Consider the following 18,620-nt stretch of genomic DNA (forward strand, 5'->3'; position numbering starts at 1 on the left):
AAAAGGAACTGTGTTTTCTGTTTTCCATTTTTAAAAAGTTAAATAAATTCAAAATCTTTTATCTGTCATGTAAAAACCCTTCGGTTATTGAATGTGCAAAGTTTTATATTATCAAGCCAGTATAGACTGACATCCTTTATTCTCTGACAGTATGTGTTAAATCGATTTTCTAAATCGATCTTTTGATTTTATTACTGAATTTTTTGAGTGATGGATTTTGAGCGAGCTTGAGAAACTGATAAATCTTGCAAAAAACGCAGCCGAAAAAATCCGGAAATACAGATTTGTGCGCGTAGTCTCACACAATGACGCTGACGGTCTGACCTCAGCCGGGATAATGGCACAGGCCCTGCTGCGAGCAGGTATTTGTTTCCAGCTTTCGATAGCTGGAAGGCTGGATGAAGCTGTGATTGAAGAAGTGAACAGGAGCACCTCTAGGGAGGAACTTGTTATCTTCTGCGATATGGGCAGCGGGCAGCCTGAGCTTATAGATAAGGTGGCAGCCGATGTTATAGTGCTTGACCACCACCTGCCTGTAGGGCAATCTCCGGCAAAGGCAGTTGTAAACGCCCACCTGGTTGGAATCGATGGAGCAACTGATATCTCGGCTTCGGGCACCTGCTACCTGGTAGCCAGAGAAATGGCAGTCGACAATGTCGATCTTTCAGGGCTAGCTCTTGCAGGTGCAATTGGGGACAAGCAACTCTTTCACACGGCTAACGCCTTCATTCTGGAAGAAGCCTTAAAAGCGGGGATCGTGTCTATCAGGAAGGGACTCAAAGTAGGAGACGGAGACCTTGTAGATGTGCTCGCATACAGTACCGAACCTTTTCTAGATATAACAGGTTACCCTGAAAAAGTTACAGAATTTTTGAACCAACTCAGGCTTTCAGGAAAGATTGAAAACCTGTCTGAGGAGGAAGTCTTAAGGCTTGCCAATGCTGTCGCCCTGAAACTTGTCAGGCAGGCAAGCCCGGAAGCTATTGAAGCTGTTATAGGAGAAGTTTTACTGCTGAACCAGGAGCTTGTAAGAAACGTTTACGATTTTATCTCTATTCTTAATACATGCGGGAAGCAGAAAACCTATGGGCTGGCTATTTCTCTTTGCCTAAAAGACCAGAAGATTGTCAATGAAGCCCTTTCTTTTGAAAACGAGCATGAGAAGAAACTTACATTGAATGTCAGGGAAAATGTAGAAAAAATTCTCAAAGGGGAGAATCTCTGGTATGTTGTTACTGCTGATGCCCTTTCTACCGGGACCCTTGCAAGCACGGTTGTCCGCTATCTTCATCCCGAACTTCCCTTCATTTGCATAAATGAATCCGAAGGAATCCTGAAAGTCTCCGCAAGAGGCACCCGCGAACTCGTCTCAAAGGGCCTTGACCTTGCTTTTGCCCTGAGGGAAGCTGCGGGTGCAGTTGGTGGAAAAGGGGGCGGGCACAACGTAGCTTCCGGGGCTGCAATCCCTCTTGGGAGTGCAGAGGAATTCCTGAGCATTGCAGACCGAATCATAGGTGACCAACTCCAGAAAGCTGGAACGAGAAATCAAAAAAGATAAAGATAATAAGTTGGAAAAGCGATGTGAGTGCGTATGAAAATTACAGGTACAATTGAATTTCCAGATCCCGAATCAAGAAAATCGGCTGCGAAAATTCTGCAAGCTCTTTCTCCAGATAACCTTAGAAGCATGGAAAGTGAAATACATGATGATAAAGTTGCTGTCCAATTTCACTCTGAGAAAATAGGCTCTCTTCTTGCAACTGTTGATGATTTTCTCATGAATGTTAAAATTGGAGAAGAAATTGAAGAGGCTATGGAAAAAGAAGATAAAGTCAGGGAAAGCTAATCTACTTACAAGCTTTCTTTCTCCCCTTTATTCTATTTCCCTTCTAATCGCGGGAGTTGTCAATCCTCCTTAACCTTCCCTCCATAGCTGTATCATTTCTTTGAGTCTCTCGTCCGTGAGTTCTTCTCCGGTTTCAGGAATTTGTAGGCCATTGCGGTAGAAATGGATAGCTTCCTGCAGCTCTTCGGTGCTTATGTTTTCCCCTTCTTGGGAAGCCGGGTCATCCCAGAGGTTCCAGGTGCGGACTGTCCAGTTCCAGCTCTGTGTAACTCTCTCATTCCCGTTTCTGGCAATTGCTGTGATATTATAAAAGCCTGGAGAGCGAATGACTTCTGTGTATGAGCTTTCCTTAACTCTGGATTCGGAACCCCTACTTTCTCCATTAAGATACCAGCTTACATCGCAGGCATAGTTTGTACTGACACTGAACTCTTGTTTCTCTCCTTTATAGGTTGTAACATTCTCTCCGGGGCTGGCTGAGTCAATTGAAAGGGAAGCCACTTTTATATAACCGGGTTTAGTTTCAGTGTCAGACCCTTTACTGTTACCGATAGTCTGAGTAACAGTATAATTCCCGTAAGACCCGTAGGTATAGATCGGGTTCTGGGCTATTGAGTCGATTTCTCCATCCCCGTTAAGATCCCACTTCCAGGAAAAGGCATTGCTGGAAAGATCTGTGAATTGGACTGTAAGAGGATACATTCCTGTTGTAACATTTGATGAAAAATCAGCCTCAGGAAGCGCATCGCTGGTTGTGAAAGCTTTAATGCAGAGGTTTGTTTCCGAACTGCTTGATATGTCTTCCCACTGGACTCCATTAGGGCTCACATAACTTTCTCCGGGATTGGCCTGGGCCTTGCTGCTGTAACGGATTACGGGCTGTTCGACTGCAAGAGGACCTGAAGCCGAAGGATTAATGAATCTTATAACTATTGAGAATTTCTCTCCGGCACGTACTGGCACTGTCGAATTCAGCACGTGCGTGTGATATCCTGGGAAAGAGTAACTTCCGCTTTCCTGTACAAGGTATCCCTGTCCAGAATTCACAGGCCCGGAAACTGGATTTTTATAGACATATATCTCATAAGCCGTATTAAGATCGGTAGTATAGAATCCTATGGCTCTAAGGGTTTCATTCCTTTCCGAAGAGAAAACATTGCTTCCCCAGGCAACCTGGCTTCCTTTATATTCTCGTGATCTTGTCCATCCAAGAGGGTCATACTGATAGACATGGTCATAATTATTTTGACCTTCAGCTGTGAACGCAGCGTTTTCATTGTATCCAAGTTTTGTGTCGTAGTAGGAGATGTAGAAGTACCCGTCCTCTCCCCATGTATTACCCCAGCTATTTTTTGCTATAAAAGCCCCGTCTCCTGGAGGAACCTGTGTAAAGTAATTCCTGTCAAAAGAATCGTCCCAGCCTACAATGTTTACAGCATGGTTGACAGACAGGTTACCTGTGTATCGATAAGCATAGTTTCTTTGCTGATAATACCCAGTGTTCCAGTACATTGTGGAGTACACAGCCCCATACTCCAGAATTGCATTCTTGAGAAACTCATTATTCAGGGGTTCTGTCTTTTGGGGCAGGAAAAGTGCTTCTTGCACATGTTTTTGTACAGAAAGCCCTGTGGGCGAATAGGAAGAGGCATCAGTATAAGGATCTTCAGATTCATTTACAGGCCCGCTCCAGCGAGAAAGATATGCTGTTGATATGAATGCATTGCCACCTTCATCCGGAGTATAATCAAAACCTTGCGAATAGTTCTTTGAGACAAGGTTTTTCATGTTGTTTTCGGAAAAGTCATAGCTTTTTCCTTCTTTTCCCAGGACGTAAGACTCAAGGGAAGCAATAGTTGAAAAAGCCCAGCAGCTTCCATCCTTTCCCTGATTCTTTGCGGCTGTTACTTTTCCCTCCTTGCGCAGATCATAAACAGCTGGAAGGTCTGAACCTGAAGCTCCCAGCAAAGATCTTCCTTCAGGGCTTGCAAGTCCTGACAGGTCTACAGGCGAGGGCTTATACCCTGTGCCTGCAAGCTGTCCATAACTACCCCCAAAAGAAAAAACTTCAACTGAGTCAGACTGCTGGCTTTCCAGAAAGTCGGGGTTCATCGGGGCCGTTTCAATCATGGATTCAACCACGGATTCAGCAGAAGACGTGCAGTTCTGCGGCGTTTCAGGGTTTTCGGCATTTCCTGCAGCAAAACTCGGGCTGCCCGTCAGGCACAAAACCAAAACCATAAACACAAGCAAAAATGATTTTATTTTTTTAAGTAGGGAGAATTCGATTCTTTTCAAGATCTTTGGCCTCGGTGAGATCGTCTCCTGGCGAGCCTGATAAGCTTTTTTGGAGCTTGCCGGGATGCAAATCTTTATCATTATTTTATAACTGACTTACAGATCTATTTATGAGATTTGTCTATATGTCTTTTTCCAACTGAATGTATTTTTTATCATATTATACGACTTATTTTCTCATGTAAACTCCCAATGAATGTTAAATATCGATCACATTCGGGCAAAATAAACTCAGATTTTTTCTTAATGGGAATAAATTAATAAGTATAAATAATTAAACTGTAAATGGGACTCAAACCTTTAGTTTTGCTTATCATATTTTAATTTCAGTTGATTAATTTTTTATAAGCTGTTTGGTTGAGGTTTATATTTCCAATAGAAAGAAACATTACTCTTGTCTTTCCATACCTTATAGGGCATATTTTAAGGGGGTGAAAACCTGCTTTCGGAAGCACTTGCAGACCTTGAAAAAATCAGACCTGAAGACCTTGATAAAGAGATACTTAGAGCTGCCATGATTGCAGAACTGGATGCTATCAACGTTTATGAGCAGATGGCAAATCTGGCAAAAAACGAAGAAATTCGTAAAGTTCTACTTGATATTGCCAGAAAAGAAAAAATCCATGTAGCGATGTTTGAAACTGTGCTCCTGCAAACTGACAGAGAGTTTTTGAAAATCTATTCTGACTATGCTCTGGCTAGAAGTAGAAAATAAGTTTCAAATCCATTTGAAACCATATTTTCTATTGATCTTCCATGCTTGAAGAATATGAGAAGAAAAGACACTTTAAAAAGACGCCTGAACCGCCGACCAGCGATTTTAAAAAAAGCTCCTACAAACCGATTTTTGTAGTTCAGCGCCATGATGCGCGTAAGCTTCACTATGATTTCCGCTTGGAAATGAACGGGGTTTTGAAAAGCTGGGCTGTGCCAAAAGAGCCCCCGAAGGAGGCAGGCACCAGACGGCTTGCTATCGAGACTGAAGACCATCCGCTGGCATATGCAGATTTTGAGGGGGAAATCCCGGCTGGAGAGTACGGGGCCGGTAAGGTTGAGATATGGGATAAGGGAATTTTTGAGCTTTTGAAACGTGAGGAAAGGGAAATTGTGGTGAAACTTAAAGGAGAAAAATTGAAAGGGATCTACGTTTTGGTCCGGACAAAATACGGAAAAGAAGAAAAAGGCTGGCTCTTCTTTAAAAAGGTCAGCTAAAAGCCGAATGAAACTTAATATTTCTAGATAGACAGGCCGTGTCTCAAGAGTGAAACATGGATCAGACCCTGAGCTTTTTAAACCATTGTGAGTATAAGCATATGGGGATACTTACGAAAGAAAGAGTAAAGATCAATGTTTTTGAAACTGCCGGGGAAAACTGCTGCGTTGCCGCCTGTGACGGGCAGAAGGTTTACGATATAATTACGGCTGCACTCTGCGAAAATAAGAAGATCGAACTCTCTTTTGCAGAGACGAGTGAGCTGACGCCTGCCTTTCTGAATTCGGCAATAGGACAGCTTTACGGCTGTTTTCCTCCAGAACAGATTGAGAACAACCTCTTATTCACAGATATCTCCGAAGAAGACGAGATCATTCTTAAGAGGGTTATAGAGCGGGCAAAAACCTATTTTGAGCATGCGTATACCTGCAGAAAGGCGCTGAAAGATGTGCTTGGAGGAGAAGAGGATGCGTAAAAGCGTTCACCACGCAACCGTTTTTCCGGTGAGACGTCGCCCAAGGCTTCGCGCCGGAGGATCCAGGCCCGCAAGACCTGTTCCTGTAAAGGTCCATTCCATAGAGAACTACGATTTTCCCGAAGGCAAAGGCTACTTCTTTGATACCAACATCTGGTTGTACATCTACGGCCCAATAGGCTGGCCTGATCAGTGGTCGGACGCCTACTCAAGAGCTTTAAAAGAAATCAGGAACTCCGACGGCACGATCTATATAAACTGCATGATAATCTCGGAATTCATAAACGCCTTTTCCCGAATAGAGTTCAAGCAGCAGACCGACTTTACGAGGTTCAAGGAATTTCGAAACTCTCTGACCTACAGGGCAATCTCCCAGGAGATAGCCTACAACGTAAGAAAGATTCTCAAAAGCACCCTTGCCTGTGACCCCGAATTGCTGGTAATAGACCTTCCTGAAATTATGGATTTGTTCGAGCAGGGAAAATACGATTTCAACGACCTTCTCTTTGCCCAGATCTGCCGCGCAAAAGATATGGTTTTCGTAACCCATGACAAAGATTTCAGCGAACTGGGAGTCGAGATCCTGACCGCAAATGAGAGGCTGGTAGACGTGGGGAGAGAAGGGAGAGAATAACCGGTTTTTAGTTTTTTACTTTCCAGACTTGACTTCAAGATATTCAATTGCTTCTTTTATTCTTCTGCTTAGCTCATCAAGCGTCTTTACTTGAGTATGGCAGCCCGGAAGTTCTGGAATAGAAGCCACGTAAATTCCGTCTTCGTCCTGTTCAATAACGACAGTGAATTCTCTTATTTGACGACTTCTCTTTCGGCGGTGGCTTTATTTTCAGTATATATATCATGTCCAAATGGTTTTATTTATAGCTGCGGAGAAGCCTTAATGACAGATTTAAGTTCTCATGTAAAAATATCTCATAGCGAAAGTATCAATTGAGAAACAAATTGATTGCCGAAATACTCTATGGAATTCATTGGATTGAAAAAGGATTTACTCAAGAGAGTCAGCCCGGCTAAAGGCGACCATTGGGAGGTTCTTGAAACATTAGTTTCTGGAGAAATATATTTTTTAAGCGATGGGCTTTCCTCCTTATTGACCTCCGGCAAGTTTATAGATTTTCCGTAAAAGGTTTCATGGATAAGGAGCCGATCTGGTTAACATCCATATGTATCCTTCTTTGTTCCATGGTCTACGTATCCTAATTCTAGTCATGATGTTTATCTTTCTATTTGCTTTTGAGTGATCTTCCAGCTTATAAAGTACTGTGTCCTTTGTAAATATATAACCTGCTGCACTGCAAGTTTGTACTTCTTTTTTCCGCTTCCATTTTCTTCCGGAAAGGCCGGTCCGACGTGACCGTAAACGTAGCCGGGATTCTATCTTTGGTTAATTCTTTCCCGTCGCGAGGTTAAAGTTTCAGCTCAAGAAATCGGATAATAGACATATATGCCCTATTCGGAGTCTGAATTACAGGTATCTACTATCAAAGTATAATTATAATGTACGAATCATTGATATTCTATAATACTGAGTTACTAATTTTCACTATGGAATAGGGATTTATACTAGAAATAGAATTTTAGACTCTGTTTACGTCGTTACCTCAATTCACAATACCTTATTCCATACCAAATAAAAGAGGCTCAAACTTTGAAACTACAGTTCAATCTCAAAGCTTACTTTAAAACAAGTGCAGACCCCACTCCTGCAAAGGATGTTATAGCTGCGCTTTTTGAAGAAGCAAACGGTACCCTTCTCACCCGAGGGGCGCCTGAAGGGCAGGGAGCAAAGGTTACGGAATGGAAGCTCGGGGAGGACAGGATCGAGCTTTCGCTCCAATCCGGCAGGTATGTCAGAGTGCACGATGCAGTTTTCAGGCTGAGGAAACAGCTTTCTGAGTCACTAGGTAAGAAATACAAGATCGGAATTCGTGGAATCGAGGTTGAGTCCTTCATGATTAAGGTTCCGGCTGACCATGAGCTCAGGATGCTCAAGGTTCCCTATATCAAAAGTATGGAAAACATTGAAGGCGGGATTCAGCTCGAACTTGAGGTAGGGGAAGCTGAGATGAAGAACCGGGTGCCGGACAGGATTCTCACTCTTCTTGAAGAGAAAATCGAGGCTGCCCAGTATGGGGCAAAGGCCGAGCACTGGAATTTGCTCTGGCAGAGAGAGCCAATGGAGCATCCCTTCAAGGAAGACCCGACCCAGGCCATGATGAAAGAAGGCTGGCTCAAACGTGGAGCAAGCCGCGGGCAGTGGATTCATGGGCCTCAGTCCACAAGGATTTTCCGGACTTTCGAAAAGATCGTCCTTGAAGAGCTTCTCGAACCTCTTGGATACAGGGAAATGATTTTCCCGAAACTGGTCACTTGGGAAGTCTGGATGAAGTCCGGGCATGCAAAGGGCGTCTACCCTGAGATATATTATGTATGTCCTCCGCAGACAAGGGACCCCGAGTACTGGGAAGAGGTTGCCGACTACTACAAGGTCACCCATGAAGTGCCCACAAAACTGATCAAAGAAAAAATCGCAGAGCCAATCGGAGGCATGTGCTATGCCCAGTGCCCGCCTTTCTGGATGTACGTAACAGGGGAAACTCTTCCGAATGAGGAAATTCCTGTAAAGGTCTTTGACAGGTCCGGAACCTCCCACAGGTATGAGAGTGGCGGAATTCACGGGATCGAAAGGGTCGATGAGTTCCACAGGATCGAGATCGTCTGGATCGGGACAAAGGAAGAGGTATTAAAGTGCGCAGAAGAACTGCATGACCGCTATATGCATATTTTCAATGATATCCTGGATATCGAGTGGAGAAAAGCAAGAGTCACTCCCTGGTTTATGGCACAGGAAGGGCTTCTCGGGCTTGCCGAAGAAAACACTGTTGGAACAACCGATTACGAGGCCTGTCTGCCTTACCGCGGGCCGGATGGAGAATGGCTCGAGTTCCAGAATGTGAGCATTAATGGAGACAAGTATCCCAAAGGCTTCAATGTGAAACTCCAGTCCGGAGAAGAACTCTGGTCCGGCTGTTCCGGAGTCGGGCTTGAAAGATGGGCTGCGGTCTTCCTTGCGCAGAAAGGGCTTGACCCTGCAAACTGGCCTGAGAAATTCAGAAAAAGAGTAGGCGAAATGCCGAAAGGTATCCGCTTCCTTTAAACTTTTTTCCTTAAATTTTTTCCCTTAAACTGTTCTTTATACTTTTTCTTTATACTTTTCCTTCATACTTTTTCTTCAAACTTTTTTATCTATCTTTTTAGCAGATAGGCAGAAAGCGTTTCTGACCGATTTGTTTATATACTGATATGATATGTATAGTGAGCCATTAACTAATTAGATGCCGCTAATTTCTGAGAACTTCTGGCGATTTTCCGGATCGTATTTTTGATTATCAGGAGCCTGTAGCTGCCGGAATATAGGGGACGGGTCCAGGTTCGGAAGCCTATGGAAGCTTGGAAATTTCATCTTGAAAGGGAAACGCTAGTGCTTAAAGCACCACAAACTGCGCCAGGCAGCGCAAAGTCTGTGCAAAAGCGCTGAAGGTCATTCATGCTCATTGATTAAGGAGAAAGCTCATCCGAGCATCCGGAATAAGAAACTGAAAGGCTTGAGGGCCGCAGGATAAACCAGCAGCATACAAAATTCAACAAAAATACTAAATACAATATAAAAATCATAAAAGGAACATTACTTCGGAGGAATCACTTGGCAAGAAAGAAAGTACAGAGAAAGCTTGACGGATGGAAATCCAAGGAATGGTATAATATTGAGGCTCCTGCTTATCTAAACAGAGCTATTGTCGGTAACACTATGGCAGGAGATCCTTCTCTGCTCGTAGGGCGCAATATTGAAACCACTGTTGGGGAACTTACCAACGATATGACCAAGAATAATACAAAGGTCATCCTCAGGATCAACAATGTCGTCGGAGACGTCGCAACTACTGACCTCATGGGCCACGAACTTACAACCGACTATGTCCGCTCAATCGTGAAGAGGCAGACCTCAAGGATCGATGCTAATATCGACGTTAAAACCAAAGACGGCTATGTCATCCGTGTAAAGCCCACCTGCTTCACCATCAAAAGGGCACGCTCAAGCCAGATCAAAGCCATCAGGGAAATGATGGTCGACATCGTCGCAAAGCGCGCATCTGAATCCGATTTTGAGACCTTTATGCAGGAAGCAATCCTTGGCAGGCTCTCAGCATCCATTTACAGGCAGGCCAAGTTCATTTACCCGCTCCGCAGGGTCGAAATCCGGAAAACCCAGGTTGAAGCCGCACCAGCACCCTCTGCGCCCACTGCACCCGAACCTGCAGCCGCAGCGTAATCTCGTTCTGGTTTTGTATCAAGAGGCAGGGGAAAATCCGAAAGGATTTTCTTATCTCTTTTCTTAGTTCCTTTAATATACGGATTTCTTATTTTTCTTTACTGTTCTAATTGTACTTTTAAGTCTCTTTTTTACTCTAGACTATGTAACCAATAAAAATGCGAAGAACTCACTTTAAACTCTCAAATCGCGGAAAAAAGTGGAGATACTAAACTTTATACTTTAGCTCTTTTTCAGCTTAGTATCTTCATTATAAATCAGCTCTCTTGAGTGAAGTGAGCGAAAAGGGCACCGACCTCCCGAGACGGGACTCGGACGAGACAGGACGTGGGGCGACTCGGGCTAGGCGGAAATCGGTTTTTCCTGCTTGCTGATTTCAGGTTTTTACTTATTCTTTTCCAGGCCTGCAGTCGATATTTTTGAACTTTTTCCTGCTACCCGATTTGCTGGCAGGCTTGTTACCGGGCGGCTTACAGAGTTTTGTTCCCTGATTCTGGTTTCGGCTCCTCTGCCTGGCTGTTTCCAGTATTTTCTTCCTTCCGTGCAGCGACGGTTTACACAGAACTCTTCTTCTGGACTTTCGCCTTCTTCTTTTAATCTGAACAGCTTCCAGCCACAAGTTTCACAGGTTTTGTCAAGCAGGGTCAGTTTTCCGGTTTTTGGGACTGAATGGGTGTACCCACAGCGTTTCGTGCAGCCCAGGAATCGGGTGTCTTTAAAGGTGATCAGGAACATGCTTCCGTCACATTCTGGACATGGGCCGACCGTTTCTGGGGGGTAGCATTCCTTTTCAAGGTCGCAGGTAAAACAGGGACCTATGCCTACAGCCCAGTTATATTTGTTTCCAACTTTCAGGACAGCCGCTGCATCTTTTTTACATTCTTTGCTCCTAAGTACGGTCAAAGCCCCGGCTTTTGGCAGAGGATACGAATTCCGGCAGTCAGGGTAGCCTGTGCAACCCACAAAGCGACCCGAATCCGTCTGTACAATCCTGAGCACGTGCCCACAGGCTTTGCAAGTTCCAATGTAGTTTTTCTTGTCCTCAAGGGCAGCTTCGTCCTTAATCGTGCCTGCTATGCTTGAAGTTAGTTCCTTTTTATTTGCTTCAAGCTGGGCGTACATTTCTTGAATCAAAGTTGTACCTTCATCAAGGGCCGCTTCAAACTCCTTTTTCCCGTCTTCGACTTCCTGAATTAAGGCTTCGATCTTTGCCCTTATTTCCGGCCTTACGAGAATTGGGACAGTTAGAGAGAGCCCTTCCATAAGGGTAAAGCCTGTATCGAGGATAGATATCGTTTTTCCCTTTGTCTCGAGATAACCTCGCTTCTTGTTTGTTTCAATATGAGTCGGAGCTGTTGCCTTTGTCCCAATTCCATTTTTGTCCATAAGGGTCAGAAGTTCGGCTTCGGTCAGTTTCTTTGGCGGGCTGGTTTTGGATTTTGTATTGCTGAGCTTTTTTACGCCCACTTTCTGGCCTTCTTCTACAAATGGGAGGAGCTTATCCTTCTTATTTTCAAAGGGATAAGCTTCGAGCCAGCCCGAATCCTTGAGCACGGTGCCGGACGAGTCAAAGGGCTCTTCCTGTACAAGCAAATGAAGATGAGTTTTTTCGAAAACGGCTGCAGGCATAAGGTTTGCCAGGAAATGCCTTGCTATAAGGTCGTAGACTTCAGGGGCTTGAGGGATATTTACTGCAGAGCTAACTTCTCCTCTTGAAGCCGCCCTGATCGGGTGGATAGGAGGGTGGTCGTGTGCATCTTTCTCCCCGTTTTTCGGGACGATTGGGGCTATGAGGATAGATTCTGCAAAAGGTTTGTACTCCTTCTGGAGTGCAAAATCAAAGACAAGGGACTTGAAATCAAAGTCATCGGCGTATTTGTTTGTCTCGGTCCTGGGGTAACTGGTAAAGCCTGCAAGGTAAAGTTGTTCTGCAACCTCAAGGGCAATTTCAGGGCTTATCCCAAGGAATTTGGAGGCCCTTTTCAGAAACTCCGTAGTATTTAGTGGATTCGGAGGGGTGGTTTTTGCTTCTTTTACTGTCTTTTTCGCAACTAGCCCTTCTTTTGTCCCTTTCAACCGCTTGAAGATCTCAGCGGCTTTTTCCTTGTCATGGATATTTCCTGCCCTGTGAATGCCTTCGAATTCTCCGCCTTCTGCCGAGAAAATTGCAGTTATCTTCCAGAAGTCCTTTGCCTGAAAAGCCCGGATTGCCTTTTCCCTTTCGTATACAAACCCGCAGGTAGGTGTCTGACAGGGGCCGATAGAAAGGATGCCCTTTGTCCTTGCTCTTTCCCTGACCGAAAGAGTGACGAAACGGGTGAAAGCTGCTCCCATTTTAAGGTCCAGAATCTGTCTGGTTTCTGCAGCCATTGCCATGTTATAGTCCGGATCTATAAGGCTCTCAAAAGCTTTCTTTACCTCATTTGGGGAGAGGGACGAGAAACGTGCCCTTGCAACCGGCACATTTGTTACTTCCTCTGCAAGTGTCTTGGCTTCAAATCCTATATTTTCTCCTTCCCTGTCATAGTCGCAGGCAAGGACAATCTTGTTTGCTCTTTTTGCCAGGTTTTTTACCGCAGCAGCGTAATCAGCTCGCGTTACAAGTTTTTCGGGATCGACTGCAAGGAGTACACCCGGGTTAACCTCGCTCCATTTATTATACTGCTCCGGAAAATCATAATTCATAATATGCCCGGACAGCCCCATTACCAGCCACTCCTCACCTTTCCATTTAAATTCGTATGCCGGCAGCCCTTCGACTGTTATCTTCTCAACTTCCCCATCGCCCAGGATGCTGGCAATCTGGGCTGCTGCCTTATTCTTTTCTGCAAATGCGACAACTGTCATATAAAATACCCTGACTCTGTTCTTGAGATAGTATTGAGAGCTAAAATAGTCAAATAAAGAATTATGTAAGGAAATACGTAACGAAATGCGTAAGAAAATGAACAGAAAAGATTTCCTTTCTTTCTTTTTCTCGTTTCGCTTATCCGTGTCGATTTAAATAATACTGATTCGGTTCAATTATACCGGGGTTCAATTTACCGGTAATCTGTAAAAACCTTTCACTTTAAAAACAATTTCTGCAGTTTTCTCTCTATACATTGTGCTGGATAATATGCATACATTATTTATATATTTGCCTGCTTATACATATTAAGTGACTTCCCAGACGTGAAAAGATATATATCAGTTCACTGTCTGTTCTACCTTGCAAGACAGGAATACTTGATTTATCTTTACATCCAAATATCCTGTTCGGACCGTATGATATGACAGTTAGTTGCAGTTAAGGTTATTCATGTTATCGCTGATGTGGTTTTATCAATATCTTTTAATTAATCTAGAATTATAATTGCCTCATTCAACTCACAATCTGGAGTAACAATGACACTGATGGAAGATGCGAAGAGGGGAATCGTCACCCCCTCAATAGAAGCCGTGGCAAAAGCTGAAGGAATAGACCCTGAGACTGTTCGCTCCTGCGTGGCAAAAGGGCTGATATCGATTCCCGTAAATAACAGGCGAGAGACCCTTCCTACCGGCATTGGCAAATATATGAGCACGAAAATCAATGCCAATGTCGGAACTTCAAGGGACTGTATAGACATTGATGCTGAAATAGAAAAAGCAAAGGCTGCAGAAGCTTTCGGTGCTCATGCCGTAATGGACCTTTCTACAGGTGGGGATCTGGACGAAATTCGCACCCGCATCCTGAAATCCGTTAATATTCCAGTCGGGACGGTCCCAATCTACCAGGCTGCAGCTTCTAGGAAAATTGTTGTGGAAATGACCTCGGATGATATGTTCAACGCCGTTCGGAAACATGCCAAACAGGGTGTGGACTTCGTGACCGTGCACGCTGGGGTCAATTTAAATTCTCTTGAGCGCCTTCGCCAGAGCGACAGGATAATGAATGTCGTGAGCCGTGGAGGCTCTTTTACCCTTGCCTGGATGTTACACAATGGGGAGGACAATCCCTTCTATGCCGAATTTGATTATCTCCTTGAAATCGCAAAAGAATATGACATGGCCCTGAGCCTTGGGGACGGCATGCGTCCAGGCTGCATTGCCGATGCCTCCGACCGCCCTAAATTTATGGAATTTATCACACTTGGTGAACTCGTAAAACGGTCAAGGGCTGCCAATGTCCAGACCTTTGTGGAAGGACCTGGCCACGTGCCTTTAAACGAAATTGAACTGAGCGTAAGAGGCATGAAAGAACTCTGCAACGATGCTCCTCTCTACCTTCTGGGCCCGCTCGTAACCGATATTGCCCCCGGTTTTGATCACATTACAGGCGCAATCGGAGGAGCAATTGCAGGGATGCATGGTACGGATTTCCTCTGTATGGTAACTCCTTCGGAGCATCTTGCCCTTCCAACCCTTGAGGATATAAAGGAAGGCCTGCTCGTAACAAAAGTTGCAGCCCATACTATTGACCTTATAAAGGAAGGCCAAAAAGAACGCGCCTGGGAAAAGGACCTGGCCATGGCCTATGCCCGCAGGGATCTTGACTGGGAAAAACAATTCGAACTGGCAATCGATGGTAACAGAGCCCGCAAAATTCGGGACGCCCGTAGAACCGAAAGCGATACCTGCTCGATGTGCGGGGATCTATGTGCTTTGAAAATTGTAAAGGAAGCTTTTGAGACCAAAAAGAAGGAAGAATGAGGTTTTCGATTCTTTTCTTATTTTTAACTTTTTTAAATCCTTTCTAACTCTTTCAGCTCCTTTTTAACTCTTTTTATCTTTTTGTACGGACTCCTAATTTTTCAAATCATTGAGTTAATATTGCCGTCAACTCACATATTTATCCTGTAAAATGAAAATCATGTAATCAGTTGTCGTGTGAAACAGTATGTGATGCAACAGCAATATATCTCAAAAAATTACTTCGATTGAATATAATATTAACCAAAAAGAGATTTTTCTAAATCTGAAAAAACCGTCATTTTTTAAATTTTTTGTAAAATATATACATAATAATTATGAGAATAATAATTATAAAATAAATTTCAGGGATTCCAAACAAGGTTACGGCAGAGCTAGAGATCATACTTTTTAATAAGTTTTTATGGTTTATAAAATTTGTGAAAAGTAAATTTCAAGAAAATTAAAAAAGTATTAAACTTCTGATAGAAGATGTTAAAGACCTTTCAGTATTCTTTATTCAAACTTTTATCCCTTCCTCATTTCTCTTAAGAAAGTACCTAAACTATCACTTTATAACTGGAAAGCAAGTTCGCCGTTTAAGCGAATATACCTCGACCATGTGGTGGGGGTGATATCTCAGCTTTGCCTTTCGAAGTCCGCTGACGCCGAGATCACTTTCCCTGTTGATGTACTTCACCTCGCTGGCAAGAATCGCTGCAGTTTCGGCGTTGATTACCTTGTATATTCCCTCGTATTCCGGCAGCCCTTTCTCAAAATGGATTATTGCCATATTATTGTTGAGACGCTCAAAAAGAGAAATGGCACCGACCTGTGAACCGACCCTTATCAAAAGACCTCGCAGGGTCAGTTCGGCTAAATGTTCGATCGCATAGGAGGCAGCCTCTATTTCGTGGGCAAGAGTGAAATTCTCCTCGCACTTTTTGCTCTCACACCATTTTACCAGGAATTCCATTATCTCTTTCCGGTTTTCTGGGGTTATCGGCTCGACCGTGTGCCTGTAATTCTTCCTGAATTTATTAACTTGGCTGCGAATCTTGAGATATTTCTTTCCCGACAGCTCTGCAAGGTCGCGAGCCCGGTACATATATTCAAAATGATTCAGATCTGGAACCAGTAAAAGATCTAGATCTATTTTTTTCATCCATTTTGCAGTCTCAGGGTCGATGAGTGTAAGGGGCTTATTATCGTCACCTATGTCCAGCGCCAGCCGTATTACCTCTCGCATGAATTCAGGATTACGAGGGCCTATAGGCGGGTGTAAGCGGGTAACTCCTGCGGCAGTGCACGCAAGAATCACGTTTCCTTTCACGTATGCATACCGGTAATGCATAAAATGGTTCCAGCAGACCATGCTCGTGAAAGTGTTGTCGCTGTGGGTTTGCGGGTATAGTGCGTAATGGTGCTCGAAAAAAGCCCGATCTGCAAGCGTTACAGGTTTAAAATCTTTTTTACCAAGCATTTTAAACAAGACTTTTTGGCTTCATACTTATTTTTATTGGATACTTCAGGTTAGCAAAAATTACATACATTAAGAGTGAATTCAAATAAATTCAGTTTCATAAATTCAGTTTTATAATTTAGTTTCATAAAACCTATGAAACTATCTAAATCTATCGATTTAAAAGGAATCGAAAAATGTCAGAATCTGAAATAAAACTTACAGAGAATAAAATAAAGCCCGCAGAGGACAGAGTAAAACCCGGCTTGAGAATCCGCGCCGCAGAAATTGAAGATGTCTCACTGATTCTTGAGTTCGTCAAAGGCATTGCCAGGTTTGAAAACCTTTCCCACTTGATCACAGCGACAGAAGAAACCCTGGCGGAGGCCATGTTCGGAAAAAGGCCCTATGCCGAGGTTTTCTTTGCCGAACTGGACGGGGTGCCTTCCGGTTTTACTGTCTTTTTCCACAATTTCTCTACTTTTGTGGGAAAGCCGGGGCTCTATATCGAGGACATTTTCGTGAAACCCGAGTTTCGGGGAAAAGGAGTAGGGAAAGCAATGTTTCTCCACTGCGTAAAACTTGCAAAAGAAAGAAACTGCGGAAGAATGGAATGGGCGGTTCTTGAATGGAACCCTGCTAGGAAATTCTACGAACATCTTGGAGGAGGCCCTGTAGATGGATGGAACATCTATCGCATGGACGAGAAAAAATTTGAAAGTGCGCTTGAAAAATGAACTTGAGGTAAAAATTCTCAGCAGGACTTAAATCTGGTAGGACTTAAATCTAGTTTTAGACCGCGGTTTTCACGTTGGAGCCAGGTCTTTACGTTGGATCTAAGTTTTTACGCTGGAACTAAGTTTTTCGCGCTGGATCTAGATCTTTATATCATATCTAAGTTTTCATGTTACATCTTCCTGCTGAGTAAAAGAATGGTGTTCAAGGCGTTCAATTCTCTTTTCAAGGTTCTCTATTTGCTGAAGAAGTTCTTCTGAGGCTTTTCCGCCCTCGCCCTGCTCAACGCCTGGTCCTTTTCCTCCTGCTTTCTCGGCAAGTTTTTGGGCAATCTGCATAAACTTGTCCAGTTTCATAACCGGAAAGGTCTCGAACTTGCATAGCCCCATGAAAGGAAACACGGAAGTTGCGTACGTTTTTTCGTCTTCAGTTTCATAAATTATAAACGTGCGGTAGCCGGTAAGGTCAGTCCACTCGTCGATTACTTTTATGCCCTTCGGGTATTCGTAATTCGCATAGAATTCTGCAACTTTTAGAGAGTCTTTCGGCTCCCAGGTTATTATATCCATCAGCAACATTTCCTGATACCCCCAATACCAAAACTCGGTTTTGATCCCTTTCAATCGAAATCCTGTTCTATCAAACTCGAATCGGCTTCAAAATACATCTGGTAAAGTTAAGTATTGTTTCTCTTCAAACGGGCATATACTTTTAGGAACAAATGTTCAGCAAAACAGATCCGAAAAAGGTTTTTTTATTTTTATTTGCTCCGCCTGAGATAAACCTTAAACTGTCCCTGGTTAAAATTGAAGAAATTATACAGCCCTGTGCCTGAATAGAGCCCGAATCTAATTTAAAAAGCGGAAATTTAAAAATCACACCGCGTTTTCTGGCTAAAAATTTACTTTCTTAAAATCTGAACATAATTTTCTATATACACATTTTTCGGTACTGATCTTATTGCAATGTACAAAAGTACAGGGACGATTATCATGTCATCGAGGTATCCAATTACAGGTATGAAATCCGGTATTAAATCGATTGGTGATATTGCATAGCCTATGGCGATCCATAATAGTATTTTTGCAGTTTTGGGAGTTCGAGGATCTGCGTATATAAGTTTACATAGCTCTATGTACTTTTTCGCATTATCCTTTATCTCTTTCAGCTTCAACATAACTACCATAGATACAAAATTGATTGTTTATAAATAATTATCTGTATTATTTAAAATATATATTCAGTAATGTGTGGAATGATAGCCTCATTTACTAATAATAGTTTGATGTAATTGAAGTTCCCTGTCAGTACTGTAAATTTGCTGTAAGTTTGCTGTAAATTTGAAATCAAGTTTTTGTGCCTATGTACAATCTGGTTCTTTAGATGCGGAAATTTTAATTTATTCCTTATTTCTATTTCTATTAATATTATAATCTATGAATAATGATTGTTGTATTGCGTATGTTTGAAATTGATTTTGCTGGCAAGTTATAGTATATAAAATGATGAGAGTATTTACTATTGTTAATATCATCATCAAAAACAAACTGGGACTATTTATTGGTAAAATAAATGCATCTGCTAACATTG

The 18,620-nt window shown here is 43.1% G+C and carries 16 protein-coding genes; 10 read left to right on the forward strand and 6 right to left on the reverse strand.

Features of this window, described 5'->3' with window-relative positions:
- Positions 1-217: 217 nt before the first annotated feature.
- Entirely contained in the window at positions 218-1,558 is a 1,341-nt protein-coding gene (locus BP621_RS10045) for a single-stranded-DNA-specific exonuclease RecJ (protein ID WP_292389528.1), read from the forward strand.
- Positions 1,559-1,591: 33 nt separating this feature from the next.
- Positions 1,592-1,846 carry a KEOPS complex subunit Pcc1 gene (locus BP621_RS10050; protein WP_292389530.1) on the forward strand — a complete coding sequence of 85 codons (255 nt, stop codon included), beginning with the start codon at positions 1,592-1,594 and terminating at the stop codon, positions 1,844-1,846.
- 69 nt (positions 1,847-1,915) lie between these two features.
- On the opposite strand, the gene BP621_RS10055 is transcribed toward BP621_RS10050, so the two are convergent.
- Positions 1,916-4,087, reverse strand: a complete 2,172-nt coding sequence (locus BP621_RS10055) for a lectin like domain-containing protein (RefSeq protein WP_292389532.1) — start codon at positions 4,085-4,087, stop codon at positions 1,916-1,918.
- A gap of 496 nt (positions 4,088-4,583) precedes the next feature.
- Between BP621_RS10055 and BP621_RS10060 the strand changes: the two genes are divergently transcribed.
- From BP621_RS10060 to BP621_RS10075, 4 genes are all read left to right on the forward strand, one after another.
- The gene (locus BP621_RS10060) at positions 4,584-4,859 is read left to right on the forward strand and encodes a ferritin family protein (RefSeq protein ID WP_292389545.1); all 276 of its coding nucleotides are present in this window, start codon (positions 4,584-4,586) and stop codon (positions 4,857-4,859) included.
- Positions 4,860-4,900: 41 nt separating this feature from the next.
- The gene (locus BP621_RS10065; RefSeq protein ID WP_292389533.1) at positions 4,901-5,356 is read left to right on the forward strand and encodes a DNA polymerase ligase N-terminal domain-containing protein; all 456 of its coding nucleotides are present in this window, start codon (positions 4,901-4,903) and stop codon (positions 5,354-5,356) included.
- 101 nt (positions 5,357-5,457) lie between these two features.
- Positions 5,458-5,832: an STAS-like domain-containing protein gene (locus BP621_RS10070; protein WP_292389534.1), complete on the forward strand. Its 375-nt coding sequence runs from the start codon at positions 5,458-5,460 to the stop codon at positions 5,830-5,832.
- Entirely contained in the window at positions 5,825-6,466 is a 642-nt protein-coding gene (locus BP621_RS10075; protein ID WP_292389535.1) for a type II toxin-antitoxin system VapC family toxin, read from the forward strand. Before BP621_RS10070 ends, BP621_RS10075 begins: the two co-directional genes overlap by 8 nt.
- Before the next feature lie 15 nt (positions 6,467-6,481).
- Here BP621_RS10075 and BP621_RS10080 read toward each other — a convergent pair whose 3' ends face one another.
- A complete protein-coding gene (locus BP621_RS10080; protein WP_349682069.1) occupies positions 6,482-6,643 on the reverse strand; it encodes a type II toxin-antitoxin system HicB family antitoxin in 162 nt (53 codons plus the stop codon).
- Between the two features lie 855 nt (positions 6,644-7,498).
- Between BP621_RS10080 and BP621_RS10085 the strand changes: the two genes are divergently transcribed.
- Positions 7,499-9,007 carry a serine--tRNA ligase gene (locus BP621_RS10085; RefSeq protein ID WP_292389537.1) on the forward strand — a complete coding sequence of 503 codons (1,509 nt, stop codon included), beginning with the start codon at positions 7,499-7,501 and terminating at the stop codon, positions 9,005-9,007.
- A 546-nt stretch (positions 9,008-9,553) separates the two neighbouring features.
- Positions 9,554-10,180 (forward strand): 30S ribosomal protein S3ae, encoded by a 627-nt coding sequence (locus BP621_RS10090; protein WP_292389538.1) that lies wholly within the window; start codon positions 9,554-9,556, stop codon positions 10,178-10,180.
- A 384-nt stretch (positions 10,181-10,564) separates the two neighbouring features.
- Here BP621_RS10090 and BP621_RS10095 read toward each other — a convergent pair whose 3' ends face one another.
- Positions 10,565-13,027, reverse strand: coding sequence for a DNA topoisomerase (locus BP621_RS10095; RefSeq protein WP_292389539.1), 2,463 nt, complete (start codon positions 13,025-13,027; stop codon positions 10,565-10,567).
- Between the two features lie 540 nt (positions 13,028-13,567).
- Between BP621_RS10095 and thiC the strand changes: the two genes are divergently transcribed.
- Positions 13,568-14,854 carry a phosphomethylpyrimidine synthase gene (gene thiC, locus BP621_RS10100; protein WP_292389541.1) on the forward strand — a complete coding sequence of 429 codons (1,287 nt, stop codon included), beginning with the start codon at positions 13,568-13,570 and terminating at the stop codon, positions 14,852-14,854.
- A gap of 547 nt (positions 14,855-15,401) precedes the next feature.
- Here the strand turns inward: thiC and BP621_RS10105 are convergent.
- Positions 15,402-16,316 carry a DUF2156 domain-containing protein gene (locus tag BP621_RS10105; RefSeq protein WP_292389547.1) on the reverse strand — a complete coding sequence of 305 codons (915 nt, stop codon included), beginning with the start codon at positions 16,314-16,316 and terminating at the stop codon, positions 15,402-15,404.
- Positions 16,317-16,492: 176 nt separating this feature from the next.
- Here BP621_RS10105 and BP621_RS10110 point away from each other — a divergent pair, with 176 nt between their 5' ends.
- On the forward strand, positions 16,493-17,032 hold the full coding sequence (locus tag BP621_RS10110; protein WP_292389542.1) for a GNAT family N-acetyltransferase: 540 nt from the start codon (positions 16,493-16,495) through the stop codon (positions 17,030-17,032).
- Positions 17,033-17,197: 165 nt separating this feature from the next.
- On the opposite strand, the gene BP621_RS10115 is transcribed toward BP621_RS10110, so the two are convergent.
- Together BP621_RS10115 and BP621_RS10120 are read right to left on the reverse strand one after the other, a co-directional pair.
- On the reverse strand, positions 17,198-17,608 hold the full coding sequence (locus BP621_RS10115; RefSeq protein ID WP_292389543.1) for a DUF3303 domain-containing protein: 411 nt from the start codon (positions 17,606-17,608) through the stop codon (positions 17,198-17,200).
- Positions 17,609-17,931: 323 nt separating this feature from the next.
- Positions 17,932-18,216, reverse strand: a complete 285-nt coding sequence (locus tag BP621_RS10120; protein WP_292389544.1) for a YkvA family protein — start codon at positions 18,214-18,216, stop codon at positions 17,932-17,934.
- Between the last annotated feature and the right edge of the window lie 404 nt (positions 18,217-18,620).

The sequence above is a fragment of the Methanosarcina sp. UBA5 genome (genome assembly GCF_002505485.1).
Taxonomy (GTDB): domain Archaea; phylum Halobacteriota; class Methanosarcinia; order Methanosarcinales; family Methanosarcinaceae; genus Methanosarcina.